We start from the raw sequence: 15,825 nt of genomic DNA on the forward strand, positions 1-15,825 counted from the left end.
ATCGAGGCCTTTGGCGATCAAGACGCGGAGGGCGAGCCGCAGCCCTTCATGCCGCGTGAGGCCTCGCCCAGCGAGCTGGAGCAATGGGTGGCCGCGGCTTTTGCGCCCCTCGGCCCCATTGCCAAGGCCGATCCCGGTTATTTCCCGCGCGAACAGCAACTGGCGATGAGCCAGGCCGTGGCCCGGGCCGTGGCGCGGCGCGAAACCCTGGTGGTGGAGGCGGGCACCGGCGTGGGCAAGACCTTTGCTTATCTGGTGCCGGCCTTGTTGTCGGGCGGCCGCGCCCTGATCAGCACGGCCACCAAGAATTTGCAGGATCAGCTCTTTATGCGGGACCTGCCGCGCCTGTGCGCCGCCCTGCAGGTGCCGGTGCGCATCGCCCTGCTCAAAGGGCGGGGCAGCTATCTCTGCCTGCATCGCCTGGGTCATGCCCGTCACAGCGCCGATCTGCCGGACAAGCGCTCGGTGATGACCTTGGCCCGCATTGAGACCTGGGCCCAGCAGACGCGCAGCGGCGACCTTGCGGAGTTGGACGGCCTGGACGAGCGCTCGCCCGTCCTGCCTTTTGTGACCTCCTCGCGCGACAACTGCCTGGGCTCCGAGTGCCCCGACTTCCGTGCCTGCCATGTGCTCAAGGCCAGGCGCGAGGCCATGGAGGCCGATGTGGTGGTGGTCAATCACCATCTCTTCTTCGCCGATATGACCTTGCGCGATAGCGGTGTGGCCGAGTTGCTGCCCAGCGTGGATCTGGCGGTCTTCGACGAAGCCCATCAACTGCCCGAGGCCGGGGTGCAATTCCTTGGCACTTTGCTGGGTACGGCCCAGTTGCTGGACTTCGGCAGGGATGTGCTGGGCCTGGGTCTGGCGCAAGCGCGTGGTCTGCAAGACTGGCAAGGCCTGCAGGCGCGGCTGGAGCGTGCCGCACGCCAGTTGCGCCTGGCCTGTGCTGGGCCTTTGGCCAGCGGCGGGCGCGAGGTGCGCGGCATGCTCAAACTGGCCTGGAAGGAGCGTGCCGGCCAACCCGCGTTTGTCGCGGCCTTGGAAGAGCTGGCCGGGGCCACAGACTTGGCCGTGGACCAACTGGCCACCGTGGCCGAGACCTCGCCCGATTTCCAGCGCCTGCATGAGCGTGCGGTGCAACTGCGCAAGCTGGTGGAGGTGTTCGCCCATGAGCCCGAGCCGGCCGATGTGCGTTGGATCGATCTGAGCCCGCATCAGGCGCGCTTGGTGGAGTCGCCGCTAGACATTCGTGAGGCCATGCTGGAGCAGCTGGGTACCCCGCAAGGGCAGAACAAGGCCTGGGTTTTTACCTCGGCCACCCTGGGTGATGATGAGCGCCTGAGCTGGTTCACCGAGCCGGCCGGGCTGGACAACGCCACCGTGCTGCGGGTCGGCAGCCCCTTCAATTACGCGGAGAACGCCAGGCTCTACATCCCGCGCAACTTCCCCAAGCCGAATGAGCCGAATCACCCGCTGGAGGTGGCGGCCCTGGCGGCCCGTTGCGCGCGCGCTTTAGGCGGGCGGACTTTTGTGCTGACGACCACGCTGCGGGCCCTGCAAAGCATTGGCGAGGCGATGCGGCAGGACTTTGAAGAAGCGGGTGACCAGATCGCCGTGCTCCAGCAAGGCGCGGCGCCCAAGCGCCAGCTGCTGCAGCAGTTCATGGAGGATCCGCGCGCCGTGCTGGTGGGTTCGGCCAGCTTTTGGGAAGGCATTGATGTGCCCGGCGACAAGCTGCAATGCGTCTTGATCGACAAGCTGCCCTTCCCGCCGCCCAATGATCCCCTGGTCGAGGCGCGGGTACAGCGCCTGGAGGCCGCGGGCCGCAATGCGTTTGCACATTACTTCATCGCCGAGGCGGCGATTGCGCTCAAGCAGGGCGGCGGGCGCCTGATCCGTACCGAGCAGGATCGCGGCCTGCTGGTTGTCTGCGACCCTCGAATGGCGGGCATGAACTATGGGCGCCGCCTGCGTGAGGCCTTGCCACCCATGACGCGCCTGGCGGAGGAGCAGCAGGCACTGGATTGGCTGCAGCTCTTGGCCGATATTCGGGAATAAAAAAGCGCGCCGCTTGGGCGCGCTTTGTTTGAAGTGGCGGACTCAGGGCCTGCTCACCAGATTTTCCACCAGGCCTTTTTCTCGCTGTTCGGGTTCAGATAGGCGCTGTTGGGAAAGCTCTTGGCCAGCACGCGCTGGGCGTCGTCGCGCAAGGGGGTCAGGCCCAGCTTGTCATAGCTCTTGACCATCAGCTGCAAGGCATGCTCTGCAGCAGGGGCATGCTGGAACTCCTGGACCGTCTGCTGCGCCCGGTTGGCTGCGGCCACATAGGCGCCGCGCTCGTAGTAGTAGCGCGCCACATGCACCTCGTAGTTGGCCAAGGTGTTGGTGATGAAGTCCACCCGCACCCGCGCATCGGCCGCGTACTTGGACTCGGGGTACTGCTCCACCACCTGGCGGAAGGACAGCAAGGCGTCGCGCGAGGCTTGTTGGTCGCGCTCGGAGATGTCCTGGCTGGCCAGGCGGCCGAACAGACCCAGGTCCTCATTGAAATTGACCAAGCCCTTCATGTAGAGGGCATAGTCCATCGCGGGGCTGGAGGGGTTGAGCTTGATGAAGCGGTCAAGCACGGTGATGGACTGGGCTCGCTCGCCGCTGCGGTGGTAGGCCCAGGCCAGATCGAGCTGGGCTTGCTGGGCCAGCAAGGTGCCGGCAGCGCGGCCTTCGATGCGTTCCAGGCTCTTGATGGCACGGTCATAACTGCCCGCCGAGAGGTCATCCTTGGCCTCTGCGTACAATTTGTCCAAATTGGCTTGCGAATTCGGGTCCTCTTTGGGCGCCGAGGAACAGGCGGCCAGGGCCAGCAGGGCAAGACCGACGAGCCAGCTCGCACGCGTCTTTGAGCGCATGCCGGACGCCGGTGCCGCGAGATCCAGGTTTGCCTGGGATTGGAGCACCTGCGCCGAGCGGCGCTTCACACATTTTTCTATCATGATCCCTACAGGGCGGTGCTTGACACCCCCTCAGCTGAAGACGGAGCTTTCATTATATGGTTCAGGCCCTGCCTGCAAGTTCGACCGAATCCTTTGATGGCGGCGATGAAGAGTGGGGTGCCGATCAGGAGGGCGCCGAGAGCGGCGACAAGCCTGATGCAGTGGATGGGCCAGATGCCCAAGAGGGTGCCGAGGTGCGCCAAGCCTTTGTCGAAGCCGACTGGCATGCTCAGCGGGTCGACCGTTTTCTGGTCCAGATGGCGCCGGAGTTCTCGCGCAACCATCTGCAAAACCTGATCGAGCGTGGCTGCGTCAGCATCAATGGTCAGCCTCTGGCGAGCGCCTCGCGCAAGCTGCTGGCGGGCCAGCAGGTGCAGGTGACGCTTTTGCCCACCGAGGAGAGTCGCGCCTTCCGGGCTGAGGTCCTGCCGCTGGCCATCGTCTATGAAGATGCCCATGTGCTGGTGCTCAACAAGGCGGCCGGCATGGTCGTGCATCCGGCCTCGGGCAATTGGTCGGGCACGGTGATGAATGGCTTGCTGGCCCATCACCCGGCGGCCGCGACGCTGCCGCGAGCCGGCATCGTGCACCGTCTGGACAAGGACACCAGCGGCCTGATGATGGTGGGCAAGAGTTCGGAGGCGGTGACGGCGCTGACCCGCATGATTGCCGCCCGCGAGGTGCATCGCGAGTATGTGGCCCTGGCTTTTGGCCGCGTGCCCGAGGCCTTGGTCATCGACGCGCCGCTGCGCCGCGACCTGATCTCGCGCATCAAGATGGCTGTGTTGGCCACCGGCAAGCCTTCGCGCACCGATGTCTACGCCCTGGGCGTGGGCGAGGTGGGTGTGCGTAGCGTGTCGGCCGTGCATTGCGTCTTGCACAGCGGGCGCACCCATCAGATTCGCGTGCATCTGGCTTACAAGGGCTATCCCCTGGTGTCCGATGTGCTGTATGGCGGTGTGCCCGCCTTGGGGCTGACGCGCCAGGCTTTGCATGCGGCGCGGCTCTCGTTTGCCCATCCGGTGACCGGGGCGCCGCTGCGTTTTGATGCATCTTTGCCACAGGATTTGGCCTCAGCTTGGGACTTGTTGGGCCTGCCGCCCTTCGAGCTTCCGCCGGTGGCCTACTGAGCGCGCTACAATCGGGCCTCATTGATGCCTGAAGTATCAGGCTGGCGAAGCAAACAGAGCGATGAGGGTGAGGCTGCGGTATCAGGCCCGCCCGACAAGATGCTCGCTTCGCAGGCCGCTCGCGCATCAAGCCCGCCGCGTGATCTGTCATGGCCAGGCTCTGACTTTTACAACAATCTGATTTTGTAAAACCAAGTCCGAGGCCACAGCGCACGCGCCAATGCACGAAGCCCCGCCTCCTGGCCGTCGAGCCCGACGCAAATATTGTTGGTGAACCAGCAATTTGCGCTGCCGATGTCAGTGGCCTGGAACAGCAAACCCCCGTTTGAATCGGGAAAGATGACGAAAGTCAATGAACACACAGGATGCTAAGCGCGTCCTCGAGACTGCGCTGATTTGCGCCCAACAGCCTTTGACCCTGCGCGATATGCGCAGCTTGTTTGCCGACGCCGTTGGGCCCGATACCTTGCGCAATGTCTTGGATGAACTCAGCCGGGACTGGGAAGGTCGCGGCGTTGAGTTGGTGGCGGTGTCTTCCGGGTGGCGCTTCCAGAGTCGGCCGGAGTTACGCGAGTATCTGGACCGTCTGCATCCCGAAAAGCCTCAGCGTTATTCGCGTGCCGTGATGGAGACCCTGGCCATCATTGCCTACCGGCAGCCCGTGACCCGGGGGGATATCGAAGACATACGGGGTGTGGTGGTGTCCACCCAGATCGTCAAGCAGCTGGAAGACCGGGGCTGGATCGATGTGATTGGCTACCGCGAGGCGCCGGGCCGGCCCGGGCTTTACGCCACGACCAAACAGTTTTTAGATGATTTGGGCCTCAACAGCCTGGAGCAATTGCCCGAGTTGGAGGCCGCAGGCGCTTCGCCCGCCCAAGCCTTGAGCGAGGCGGCGGGTCTGCAAGGTCTCCTGATCGAGGAGGCTGCGGCCGAGCCGCTGGAGACGAATCCAGAAGAACCTGCTGCCGATGCTGATTTGCAGCCGGTAGTGCAAGAAGGGGGTGAAGGTCTTGAGTTGATCGAGGCTCCTGCCACCGAAATTCCGTCGCAGCCCGAGGCTGTGACCGCAAGTTTTAGTCCGGACCCGGCCGATGCTGAGTCCCTCACCGCGCCAATTTCAGCCGAAGACGGCGCATCCCTTCCGGCCAAGCCGGACCCTTTGTCTGACGCCGCCGAACAGGTGCAAACCGACGCATGAATTCCAACGAAAACGACTCCACAACAGAACCCGCAGCCGCCTCGGCTGGCGATGCCCATTCGACCGAAGCTGCTGCGCCCAAGCGTAAGCGCAGCCCGGCCAAGCCCAAGCTGGCCGCTGAAGCCTCGGCCGAGCAGGCGGCAGCGCCCGTGGCCGAAGCGCCCGCCGCGCCGGTGAAGGCGCGTGCACCCCGCAAGACCGCGGCCAAGAAGGCCGAGGCTGTGGCGGACGTGGTGGAGTCAGCCCAGCAGCAGCCCGCTGCCGAGGCGCAAGATGGCCAAGAGGCGCCCAAGCGCCGGGCGCCGCGCAAGACGGCCGCCAAGGTGGAGGCCGAGCCCCTTGCTGAGTCCGCGCCTGCCGTGGCGGCAGCGCCTGTCGAGGCCGAAGCCCTCGCGCCGGCTCGCCGTGCACCGCGCGCCGAAAAGACGCCCGTGTTCACCCTGGCTCCCGAAGCGGTTGAATCGGGTGACGCCGGCCAACGCAGCGAGGCGCAGAGCGCAGAGGCTGGCGAGGCGGGCGCAGAGCGCAGCGAATCCGGCGAGCTGGAAGGCAATGAGCGCCGTAGCCGCAATCGCAACCGCCGTCGTGGCCGCAAGGACTTTGCCGAAGGCGGCGAGGGTGGCGAAGTGCGTGCCCCTCGCGTTGCCGAGCAGGCCGTGGCGCCCGCACCCGAGGCGCTGGCTGCCGTGGGTGAGCGTTTTGCCGAGGTGCTGACCGGCGACTTCGACGCCACCGTGGACGAGAGCGAAGACGACGAATTGGTCGCGTTGGATGAGGCGGAAGTCGACACCAAGCGCGTGCTGGCTCCCGAGCCCGATGCACCCAAGCTGCAAAAAGTGCTGGCCCAGGCTGGCATCGGTTCGCGCCGCGACATCGAGGACATGATTGCCGACGGCAAGATCGAGGTGAACGGCGAGGTCGCTCACATCGGCCAGCGCATCTCCTTTGGCGACAACGTGCGCGTGGCGGGCAAGCCCATCCGCGTGCGCATCTCGCCGCCCGCGCCGCGCATCCTGGCCTATCACAAGCCGGCCGGTGAGGTCGTGACCTTCAACGACCCCGAAGGTCGCCCGACGGTGTTCCGTCATCTGCCGCGTCTGCAGCAGGGCAAGTGGCAGTCGGTCGGTCGTTTGGACATGAATACCGAAGGCCTGCTGCTGTTCACCAACTCCGGTGAACTGGCCAACCAGCTGATGCACCCGCGCTTTGGCGTGGAGCGTGAGTACGCCGTGCGCGTGCTGGGCACCTTGTTGCCCGATCAAAAGGCGCGCTTGCTGGAAGGCGTCGTCATCGAAGGTCAGAAGGCGGCTTTCAAGAGTATTGAAGACGGCGGCGGCGAGGGCGTGAACCACTGGTATCGCGTGGTCATCACCGAAGGTCGCAACCGCGAAGTGCGCAAGCTCTTCGAGGCCGTGGGCCTGACGGTCAGCCGCCTAATTCGTATCCGCTACGGCACCGTGGTGCTGCCGCGCGGCCTGAAGCGCTGCGTCTGGATTGAGCTGGGCGAAGAGGATGTGAAGATCATCCGCCGCCTGGCCGGTGGTGGTGATCAAAACCAAGGCCGTGGCCGTGAGGACCGTGAGGAGCGGGGTGGCCGTGGTGACCGCGGTGACCGTGGTGATCGTCCCGAGCGCGGTCCGCGTCCAGAGCGTGGCCCCCGCGGGAATGAGCGCAATGAGCGTTCGCCCGAGCGCGCAGCGGGCGATCGTGGCCAGGAGCGGGGTGGCGAGCGTGGCGGTGATCGCGGTCAAAACCGTGGCCAGGATCGCGGCCGTCGTGCCGACGGTCGTCAAGCCGGCGTGGGCCCGCGTCCCAATGGCCGTGGGCCCGATCGTGGCAATGATCGCCCGGTCGAGCGTTCGCAGGATCGCTACAACGAGCGTTCCAGCGAGCGCGGCCCGGATCGCCAGGATGACGATTTTGACGAGCCCATCCCGCGCAATATCAATCCGCTGGAGCAGACATTCGACCGTCGCTTCGCCACCAGCAAGGGCCGGGGCATCCCCGCCGGCTTCGGCGCTGGCGGCAGCAGCAGCCAAGACCGTGGCGGCCGCGGTGGGCGTGGCGACCGGGGCGATGGCCCGCGCCAACCCGATCCGCTGCAGACCGCTGTCGGTTATATCGGCGCGGACGCCTTTGTCCGCCGCACCGGCCGTAACGGCGGTGGGCGCGGTGGCCAGGGTGGACAAGGTGGCAATAGCGGTGGCGGCGGTCGCTCCGGCGGCGGCTACGGCGGCCGCAATCGCTGAAGCGAGGTTCGCCAAGCTTTGAAGGCGTGAAGAAGTTGCCGGGTCTGCGCAGCGAGCCTTTGGCCGCTGACGCAAGCGGGACTTCTTCACACAGTACAATCGCGGGTTTTGCCAAGCCCCCAGATTTCAGGAGAAAACCATGGCTATCGAACGCACTCTGTCCATCATCAAGCCCGACGCCGTCGCCAAGAACGTCATCGGCCAAATCTACGCTCGCTTCGAAGGCGCTGGCCTGAAGATCGTGGCAGCCAAGATGGCCCATCTGTCGCGCGGCGAAGCTGAAGCTTTCTACGCTGTGCACAAGGCACGTCCCTTCTTCAACGACCTGGTGAACTTCATGATCTCCGGCCCCGTCGTGATCTCGGCTCTGGAAGGCGAGAACGCCATCCTGAAGCACCGCGATCTGATGGGCGCTACCGACCCGAAGAAGGCTGAGAAGGGCACCATCCGTGCTGACTTCGCTGACAGCATCGATGCCAACGCTGTGCACGGTTCGGACGCTCCCGAAACTGCCGCCGCTGAAGTGGCATTCTTCTTCCCCGGCATGAATGTTTACAGCCGTTAATTCGGCAGCTTGCCTCTTGTGCCGCGGCCTGGAGGCTTTAAAGGCCTGAGTGGCCGCACACAAGAGGAAATCATGGGCGCAGCAGTCAACCTACTGGGATTCGACCTTGAAGGCCTGGCTGCGTACTGTGAGCAGCTGGGTGAGAAGCGCTTTCGCGCCACCCAGCTGTTTCGTTGGATCCATCAAAAAGGCGCATCTGAATTCGATCAGATGACCGACCTGGCCAAGTCGCTGCGCGACAAGCTGGCAGGTCAAGCCCAGATCACGGCCTTGCCGGTGATCTCCGAACATATTTCCACCGACGGCACGGTCAAATGGCTGTTCGACGTCGGTGCGGGCAATGCGGTCGAGGCGGTGTTCATTCCCGAAACCGATCGCGGCACCCTGTGCATTTCCAGCCAGGCCGGTTGCGCCGTGGGCTGCCGTTTCTGCTCCACCGGCCATCAAGGCTTCAGCCGCAATCTCGACACCTCCGAGATCATTGCCCAGCTCTGGTTTGCCGAGCACAGCCTGCGCAAGCGCTTGAACACCAGCGAGCGCGTTATCTCCAATGTGGTGATGATGGGCATGGGTGAGCCGCTGCAGAACTACAACGCCCTGGTCCCCGCCCTCAAGATGATGCTGGACGACCATGGCTATGGCCTCTCGCGTCGCCGCGTCACTGTCTCGACCTCGGGTGTTGTGCCCATGATCGAGCGCCTGCGTGACGACTGCCCGGTGGCCTTGGCCGTGTCCTTGCACGCACCTAGCGATCCCCTGCGCGATCAGCTGGTGCCGCTGAACAAGAAGTACCCGATTGCCGAGCTGCTGGCGGCCTGCAATCACTATCTGGACAAGGCGCCGCGTGACTTCATCACCTTCGAATACTGCATGCTGGACGGCGTCAATGACACGCCCGAGCAAGCCCATGCTCTGGTGGAGCTGCTGCGCGGTCATGTGTCTTGCAAGATCAATCTGATCCCCTTCAATCCCTTCCCGGCCTCGGGCCTGAAACGCAGCGCCAATGAGCGGGTCAAGGCCTTTGGCGAAATCTTGTTGAATGCGGGCCTGGTGACGACGATTCGCAAGACGCGTGGTGATGACATCGACGCCGCCTGCGGTCAGCTGGCCGGTGAGGTGCAGGACCGTACCCAAGCCCATATCCGTATGGTGAGAGCGCCAGTAGTGGTAAAAGGCGCGAGCCCGTCCTAACACTGCAGAGCAAACAGCCCATGACTCAAATGCTGCCCGTCGCCCCCCATTCCTCCGTTCAGGCCCGGCCTGTTGGCTTGATGGCCCGTTTGTGGTGGCCTGTGTGGGTGGCGGTGCTCCTGGGTCTGACGGCCTGTGCCGCACCGGCGGTGCGCGATCAGCAGGGCGCTCCGCGCACCGACTTCGATTCGACCGATGCGGATCGCCGCGCTGCGCCGCGTCTGGAGTTGGCGGGGGCTTATTTTGCTCGCGGGCAGTACAAGACGGCGCTGGATGAGATCAAGCAGGTGTTGGCAGTCAAGCCGAATATGCGTGAGGCCATCAATATGCGGGGCCTGATTTACGCGGCCATGGGCGAGTCTCAGCTGGCGGACGAGAACTTCCGCCAAGCCTTGCAGCTCTACCCGCAAGACCCGGATACCTTGCATAACTACGGCTGGTTTTTGTGCCAGCAAAAGCGCTGGCCCGCGGCGCAAACCCAGTTTGACCTGGCGCTGGCGCAGAGCAACTATCGTGCGCCCGCGCGCACCTGGTTGGCCAAGGGCGTTTGTGCGGCCAGCGTGGGGCGCATGACTGAGGCCGAGCAAGCCCTGCAAAAGGCCTTTGAATTCGATCCGGCCAGCCCGGTGGTGGCTTATAACTTCGCGGATGTGCTCTACCGCAGCCAGCAGTACGAGCGGGCTCGCTTCTACATCCGGCGCGTCAATGCGCAGACCGAACAAAGCAATGCGCAAAGCCTCTGGCTGGCGCTGAGAATAGAGCGGCGATTGGGCAATAGTGCGGGCGTCGATGAACTGAGCCAGCTCTTGCGCCGCCGCCACCCGCAGTCGCCAGAACTGCAAGCCCTGGATGGTGGGCGATTCGATGAGTGATGAGGGAAAAGAACGCATGAGCACGAGTTTGAGCGAGCCGAACGCGCCCGCAGCGGAAGCCTTGTCCGCGGGCGCAACGGCCGGCGAGGGCAAGCCGCAGGCCAGCGCTGCCGCCACATCGGCCGGCGCCTTGCTGCGCGAAGCCCGGCAGAAGAAAGGCCTGCACATTGCTGCCCTGGCTGTCATGCTCAAAGTGCCGCAGGCCAAGTTGGAGGCCTTGGAGGCCGACCGTTGGCAAGAGCTGCCCGACATGACTTTTGCCCGCGCTCTGGCCAAGACCCTGTGCCGGGCGCTCAAGCTCGATGCCGAGGCGGTGCTGCGCCTGCTGCCTGCGGGCAAGGACCCCGAACTGAATGTGTCGCGTGGCCTGAACCAGCCCTACCGCGACCGCGGTGGATTGGGCGAGGGCTTCAGCCTGGCCTGGTTGAGCAGCCCGGTGGCCCTGGGCGTGCTGGCCTTGTTGGTGGCGGCGGGCGCCTTGTTCCTGCTGCCCGCCGATCTGTTGCAAAAGCTGACGGCCCAATCGACGGCAACCGAAAACACCCCGGTCGTGTTGGCGCCCGCCCCCGAAGTTAGTGCTGCCTCCGCTGCCATTGCTGCTTCGGGTGCCTTGGCCGCTGTGCCCGAGGCCTTGCCGGCCTCGGCTCAGGCCATGGCCGTGAATGCAAACCTGGGCCCCTTGGTGCCCTCGGCGACCAGTGCCGCCGCAACGCCCGCGCCTCAGGCTTCGGCCGCTGCGGCCAAGTTGCCCTCGGCCGGCGCCAGCTCGCCGGTCCCTGCCAAGATCGAAGGCCAGGCCCAGCTGCGCGTCAAGATCACGGACGAGTCCTGGGTTGAGGTGGTGGACGCCAAGGGTCAGGTCTTGCTGTCCAAGCTGCTGCGCCCCGGTGATGAGCAGAATCTGCAAGGTCTGCCGCCGCTGAAGATACGCGTCGGCAATGTGGCCGGCACCGAGCTGAGCCTGCGTGGCGCTGTGGTCGACCTCAAGGCCTTGTCCCGTGACAACGTGGCTCGCATCGAATTGAATTGAAGACGAACCGATGAGCGAACAAGTGATCGATACCCAAACCAGCGTGGCCCAAGCCCTGGCTGCCGTCGCTGCTGCCAAGCCCGCACAGCGCCAGTCGCGTCAGGCCCAGGTGCGCTGGGGCTCGCGCCTCGTCACCATCGGTGGCGGCGCTCCGGTGCGCGTGCAGTCCATGACCAATACCGACACGGTGGACGTCATTGGCACGGCCATCCAGGTCAAGGAGCTAGCGATTGCCGGCTCCGAGCTGGTGCGCATCACCGTCAACACGCCCGAGGCCGCGGAGGCCGTGCCGCATATCCGCGAGCAGTTGGACCGCATGGGCATCGACGTGCCCCTGGTCGGTGACTTTCACTACAACGGCCATCGCCTGCTGACCGAGTTCCCGGCCATGGCGCAGGCCCTGTCCAAATACCGCATCAACCCCGGCAATGTGGGCAAGGGTGACAAAAAGGACCGTCAGTTCGCCATGATGGTCGAGGCGGCGATGAAGTACGACAAGGTCGTGCGCATCGGCGTTAACTGGGGCAGCCTGGACGCCGAGTTGCTGGCCGAGCTGATGGACGAGAACGCCGCCCGGGCCGAGCCCTGGGATGCGCAACAGGTCATGTACCAGGCGCTGATCCAGTCGGCGCTGACCTCGGCCAGCTATGCCGCCGAGCTGGGGCTCAACCCCAACAACATCATCATCAGCTGCAAGGTCAGCGGCGTGCAGGACCTGATCTCGGTCTACCGTGCCTTGGCCCTGCGCTGCGACTACGCCCTGCACCTGGGCCTGACCGAGGCCGGCATGGGCACAAAGGGCACGGTGGCCTCGGCAACAGCCCTGTCCATCTTGCTGCAAGAAGGCATTGGCGACACCATTCGCGTCTCGCTGACGCCTCAGCCGGGCGAGGCCCGCACCCAAGAAGTGGTGGTGGCGCTGGAGATTCTGCAGTCCCTGGGTCTGCGTGCCTTCAACCCCAGCGTGACGGCTTGCCCGGGCTGCGGCCGCACCACCAGCACCACCTTCCAGGAGCTGGCCAAGCAGATCGACGACTATCTGCGGGCGCAGATGCCGGTCTGGCGCGCCAAGTATCCTGGCGTTGAGAACCTCAAGGTGGCGGTGATGGGTTGCATCGTCAACGGCCCCGGCGAAAGCAAGCATGCCGACATCGGCATCAGCCTGCCCGGCAATGGCGAAGCGCCGGCCGCGCCCGTGTTCATCGACGGTGAGAAGGCCCTGACCCTGCGCGGTGACAACATCGCCAATGAGTTCCACGCCCTGGTGGAAAGCTATATCGAGAAGCGCTTTGGCGCTGCCGCATTGACCGCCTGATTGCGAAGACTCCATTGATGACCGAAGTTCAAACACAGCAAAAGAAGTTGCCCCAACTCCAAGCAGTCAAGGGCATGAACGACATCCTGCCGCCGGACTCGGCGAGCTGGGAATGGCTGGAAGCCAAGATGCGCAGCGTGCTGCAGCGCTATGGCTATGCCAATGTGCGTACTCCCATCGTCGAGCCCACCGCCTTGTTTGTGCGCGGCATCGGCGAGGTGACCGACATTGTTGAGAAGGAGATGTACGCCTTCGAGGACCGGGCCGACAAGCACGGCCAGGCCGAGCATCTGGCCCTGCGCCCCGAGATGACCGCGGGCGTGGTGCGGGCCATGATCGAGCACTCGTTCTTGCGCGACTCGGGCCGCCGCCTCTATTACTTCGGCCCCATGTTCCGGCGCGAGAAGCCGCAAAAGGGCCGTTACCGCCAGTTCCACCAGATGGGCGTGGAAGCCCTGGGCTTTGCCGGCCCGGACATCGATGCCGAGGTGATTTTGATGGGCTCGCGCCTGCTGCGCGAACTGGGCCTGATCGATGGCGAGCATGTCAGCCTGGAGCTGAACTGCCTGGGTGAAGTGGCCGAACGCCGCGCCCACCGCGAGGCCTTGATCGCCTATCTGGAACAGCACAAGGACTCGCTGGACGAAGACAGCCAGCGCCGCCTCTACACCAACCCCTTGCGCGTGCTGGACACCAAGAACCCGGCCCTGCAAGCCATGGCCAATGGCGCCCCCAAGTTGCTGGACTTCTTGGGTGAGGCCTCGCTGGCCCACTTCATGGGCGTGCGGGCGATTCTGGATGCGGCTGGTGTGGCCTACCGCATCAACCCCCGCCTGGTGCGCGGCCTGGACTATTACAACCTGACCGTGTTCGAGTGGGTCACCGACAAACTGGGCTCGCAAGGCACGGTCTGCGGCGGCGGCCGCTACGACGGTCTGATCGAGCAGCTGGGCGGCAAGGCCGCACCGGCGGTTGGCTTCGGCATGGGGATTGAGCGCATGTTGCTGCTGCTGGAGGAGGTGAGCCTGCTGCCCGCCGCGCCCACGCCGCATGCCTATGCCATCGTGCCCTCCGCCCAGGGCTTGCCCCAGGTGATGGTGGCCCTGGAAGGCCTGCGCGCCGCCGGTGTGACGGTTGTCTTGCACCCAGGTCAAAGCAGCATGAAGTCGCAGTTCAAGAAGGCCGATGCCAGCGGCGCGGCCTTTGCGCTGATCTTCGGCGAGGACGAGCTGGACCAGGGCTTGGTGGCCGTCAAGCCCTTGCGTGCCAGCCCTGAGGCGAGCACGGAGCAGTTCACCCGTGACCTGGCCCATGTTTCGGATTGGGCGGCCGAGCTGCTCAACGCATAATCGCGGGCGCCGGGTTGATCCCAGCCCGGCGCTCCATTCATTTCGCTAATCCAAAGAATCTGTCATCCATGGCGTCGCATCTCGATCTCGAAGAACAAGAACAGTTAGACCAGCTGAAGGCTTTTTGGAAGCGCTGGGGCAATCTGATTACCTGGGTGCTGACCCTGGTGCTGGCCAGCTACGCGGCCTGGACGGGCTGGAACTGGTGGCAACGCGACCAGTCCATCAAGGCCGCGGCCATGTATGACGAGCTGGACCGCGCGGTGCAGCAAAGCGATGCCGACAAGGCGGGCCGGGTCTTCGCCGACCTGAAGGAGCGCTTCCCCGGCACCAGCTACGCCGCCCAAGGTGCTTTGCAAGCCGCCAAGGCGCAGTTCGACAAGGGGCAGCTCGATGCGGCCCAAGCCAGCCTCGCCTGGGTGGCCGAGAAGGGCAATGAGTCCGAGTACCGCGACATCGCCCGCCTGCGCCTGGCCGGCCTGCAGATGGATGCCAAGAAGTTTGATGAAGCCGCCAAGACCTTGGACGCCATCAAGTCCAGCGACTTTGCCGCTCTGCAAGCCGACCGCCGTGGCGATCTGTTCAAGCTGCAAGGCAAGCCGGACCTGGCCCGCGCCGAGTACCAAAAAGCCCATGCCGCCATGGACAAGACGCAGAACTATCGCCAACTGATCGAAGCCAAGCTGGCCACCCTGGGTGTGGCCCAGCCCGATGAAGCCGCATCAGCAAGCAAGGGAGCTGCCAAGTGAGGGCCCGCTCTTCGGTCCTGACCGGCGCCCTAGTGCTGGCGGGCAGCTTGATGCTGTCGGCCTGCTCGCTGTTCGGCTCAAACTCGGCCACCAAGCCCGCCGCGCTGGAGCAGCTGACGCCCGCCATCGCTGGCCGGGTGGTGTGGGAGTCGCGCCTCGATAGCGTGCAATTCCCCCTGTCCATCGCCGCCGTAGGTGAGCAGTTTGTGGTGGCGGGCAGCGATGGTGTGGTCACCTCTCTGCTGGCCACTAACGGCAAGCCGCAGTGGCGCGCCGATGTGGGCCAGAAGCTTGCCGCCGGCGTGGGCAGCGATGGCCGCTTTGCCGCCGTCGTCACCCGTAATAGCGAGTTGGTGGTCTTGGATGCCGGCAAGACCGTCTGGCGCAAGACCTTGTCCACGCCCGTGATCGCTGCGCCCCTGGTGGCGGGTGAGCGGGTGTTTGTTTTGACGGTCGACCGTCAGGTCCTGGCCTTTGACGCGCTGGACGGTCACAAGCTGTGGGAAATGCGTCGCCCCGGCGACGCCCTGACCCTGGCGCAGGCCGGCGTCATCGGCGCCTATAAAGACACCCTCATCGTTGGCCAAGGCCCGCGCCTGACCGGTGTTGATCCTCTCAAGGGCACCGTGCGCTGGGAAGCCAGTGTGGCCAATCCGCGCGGTACCAATGAGGTGGAGCGCCTGGCCGATCTGGTCGGCCCCATGTTGCGCAGCGGCGAGCTGCTGTGCGCGCGCGCCTTCCAGTCCGCTGTGGGCTGCGTGAACGCCGACCGCGGCGTGGCTCAATGGAGCCGCAATGTGGGCGGCATCAACGGCGTGGGCGGAGATGCGAAAATCGTCGTCGGCGGCGACGCCTCCGATCGCTTGACTGCCTGGAATGCCGCTAACGGTGAAGTCAATTGGACGGCCGAGCAGTTCCAGAACCGCCGCCTCAGCGCCCCCCTGGTTCAGGGTGCCACCGTCCTGGTGGGCGACTTTGAAGGCTATGTGCATTTCCTCAATCGCGACACGGGCAAGACCCAGCTGCGTTTGAGCACCGACGGTTCGGCCATAGCGGCCGCACCGGTGGCCCTGGGCACCACGGTGCTGGTGGCCACACGCAAGGGCGGCTTGTTTGCCCTGCGACCCGAGTAAAGAGGGCCGGGCCGGAACTCCTCCGCCGGCCTTGTCCTTGCAGTACCTTTT

At 64.9% G+C, this 15,825-nt stretch carries 13 protein-coding genes; 12 read left to right on the forward strand and 1 reads right to left on the reverse strand.

The annotated features are described in order from the left end of the window. Positions 1 to 48 precede the first annotated feature (48 nt). On the forward strand, positions 49 to 2,058 hold the full coding sequence (locus DBR47_RS01045) for an ATP-dependent DNA helicase (RefSeq protein WP_124446922.1): 2,010 nt from the start codon (positions 49 to 51) through the stop codon (positions 2,056 to 2,058). A gap of 53 nt (positions 2,059 to 2,111) precedes the next feature. Here the strand turns inward: DBR47_RS01045 and DBR47_RS01050 are convergent, their stop codons facing one another. After that, positions 2,112 to 2,906: an outer membrane protein assembly factor BamD gene (locus DBR47_RS01050; protein ID WP_124446147.1), complete on the reverse strand. Its 795-nt coding sequence runs from the start codon at positions 2,904 to 2,906 to the stop codon at positions 2,112 to 2,114. 140 nt (positions 2,907 to 3,046) lie between these two features. Here DBR47_RS01050 and DBR47_RS01055 point away from each other — a divergent pair, with 140 nt between their 5' ends. From DBR47_RS01055 to bamB, 11 genes are all read left to right on the forward strand, one after another. Then, positions 3,047 to 4,120: an RluA family pseudouridine synthase gene (locus tag DBR47_RS01055; protein ID WP_124446148.1), complete on the forward strand. Its 1,074-nt coding sequence runs from the start codon at positions 3,047 to 3,049 to the stop codon at positions 4,118 to 4,120. Between the two features lie 352 nt (positions 4,121 to 4,472). Further along, complete coding sequence (scpB, locus tag DBR47_RS01060) at positions 4,473 to 5,321, forward strand: SMC-Scp complex subunit ScpB (RefSeq protein WP_124446149.1); 849 nt, start codon at positions 4,473 to 4,475, stop codon at positions 5,319 to 5,321. Then, entirely contained in the window at positions 5,318 to 7,570 is a 2,253-nt protein-coding gene (locus tag DBR47_RS01065; RefSeq protein WP_124446150.1) for a pseudouridine synthase, read from the forward strand. Before scpB ends, DBR47_RS01065 begins: the two co-directional genes overlap by 4 nt. Before the next feature lie 139 nt (positions 7,571 to 7,709). After that, on the forward strand, positions 7,710 to 8,135 hold the full coding sequence (gene ndk, locus DBR47_RS01070) for a nucleoside-diphosphate kinase (RefSeq protein ID WP_124446151.1): 426 nt from the start codon (positions 7,710 to 7,712) through the stop codon (positions 8,133 to 8,135). A 72-nt stretch (positions 8,136 to 8,207) separates the two neighbouring features. Continuing rightward, positions 8,208 to 9,326 carry a 23S rRNA (adenine(2503)-C(2))-methyltransferase RlmN gene (rlmN, locus tag DBR47_RS01075; protein ID WP_124446152.1) on the forward strand — a complete coding sequence of 373 codons (1,119 nt, stop codon included), beginning with the start codon at positions 8,208 to 8,210 and terminating at the stop codon, positions 9,324 to 9,326. A 20-nt stretch (positions 9,327 to 9,346) separates the two neighbouring features. Next, positions 9,347 to 10,198 (forward strand): type IV pilus biogenesis/stability protein PilW, encoded by an 852-nt coding sequence (pilW, locus tag DBR47_RS01080; protein WP_124446153.1) that lies wholly within the window; start codon positions 9,347 to 9,349, stop codon positions 10,196 to 10,198. A 16-nt stretch (positions 10,199 to 10,214) separates the two neighbouring features. Then, entirely contained in the window at positions 10,215 to 11,228 is a 1,014-nt protein-coding gene (locus tag DBR47_RS01085; RefSeq protein WP_197046800.1) for a RodZ domain-containing protein, read from the forward strand. 10 nt (positions 11,229 to 11,238) lie between these two features. Further along, the gene (gene ispG, locus DBR47_RS01090) at positions 11,239 to 12,543 is read left to right on the forward strand and encodes a flavodoxin-dependent (E)-4-hydroxy-3-methylbut-2-enyl-diphosphate synthase (RefSeq protein WP_124446155.1); all 1,305 of its coding nucleotides are present in this window, start codon (positions 11,239 to 11,241) and stop codon (positions 12,541 to 12,543) included. Between the two features lie 47 nt (positions 12,544 to 12,590). Beyond that, positions 12,591 to 13,892: a histidine--tRNA ligase gene (gene hisS, locus DBR47_RS01095; RefSeq protein ID WP_197046845.1), complete on the forward strand. Its 1,302-nt coding sequence runs from the start codon at positions 12,591 to 12,593 to the stop codon at positions 13,890 to 13,892. A 68-nt stretch (positions 13,893 to 13,960) separates the two neighbouring features. Then, on the forward strand, positions 13,961 to 14,641 hold the full coding sequence (locus DBR47_RS01100; RefSeq protein WP_124446157.1) for a tetratricopeptide repeat protein: 681 nt from the start codon (positions 13,961 to 13,963) through the stop codon (positions 14,639 to 14,641). Next, positions 14,638 to 15,774 (forward strand): outer membrane protein assembly factor BamB, encoded by a 1,137-nt coding sequence (gene bamB / locus DBR47_RS01105; RefSeq protein ID WP_231512067.1) that lies wholly within the window; start codon positions 14,638 to 14,640, stop codon positions 15,772 to 15,774. Before DBR47_RS01100 ends, bamB begins: the two co-directional genes overlap by 4 nt. Positions 15,775 to 15,825: the final 51 nt, after the last annotated feature.

Source organism: Paucibacter sp. KBW04 (assembly GCF_003852425.1).
Classification (GTDB): domain Bacteria; phylum Pseudomonadota; class Gammaproteobacteria; order Burkholderiales; family Burkholderiaceae_C; genus Paucibacter_A.

Coding starts and splice junctions, on each gene's coding strand:
- DBR47_RS01100 (WP_124446157.1), top strand. CDS start 13,961: ATGGCGTCGCATCTCGATCTCGAAGAACAAGAACAGTTAGACCAGCTG.
- DBR47_RS01065 (WP_124446150.1), top strand. CDS start 5,318: ATGAATTCCAACGAAAACGACTCCACAACAGAACCCGCAGCCGCCTCG.
- DBR47_RS01055 (WP_124446148.1), top strand. CDS start 3,047: ATGGTTCAGGCCCTGCCTGCAAGTTCGACCGAATCCTTTGATGGCGGC.
- ndk (WP_124446151.1), top strand. CDS start 7,710: ATGGCTATCGAACGCACTCTGTCCATCATCAAGCCCGACGCCGTCGCC.
- ispG (WP_124446155.1), top strand. CDS start 11,239: ATGAGCGAACAAGTGATCGATACCCAAACCAGCGTGGCCCAAGCCCTG.
- DBR47_RS01085 (WP_197046800.1), top strand. CDS start 10,215: ATGAGCACGAGTTTGAGCGAGCCGAACGCGCCCGCAGCGGAAGCCTTG.
- DBR47_RS01050 (WP_124446147.1), bottom strand. CDS start 2,906: ATGCGCTCAAAGACGCGTGCGAGCTGGCTCGTCGGTCTTGCCCTGCTG.
- rlmN (WP_124446152.1), top strand. CDS start 8,208: ATGGGCGCAGCAGTCAACCTACTGGGATTCGACCTTGAAGGCCTGGCT.
- pilW (WP_124446153.1), top strand. CDS start 9,347: ATGACTCAAATGCTGCCCGTCGCCCCCCATTCCTCCGTTCAGGCCCGG.
- DBR47_RS01045 (WP_124446922.1), top strand. CDS start 49: ATGCCGCGTGAGGCCTCGCCCAGCGAGCTGGAGCAATGGGTGGCCGCG.
- scpB (WP_124446149.1), top strand. CDS start 4,473: ATGAACACACAGGATGCTAAGCGCGTCCTCGAGACTGCGCTGATTTGC.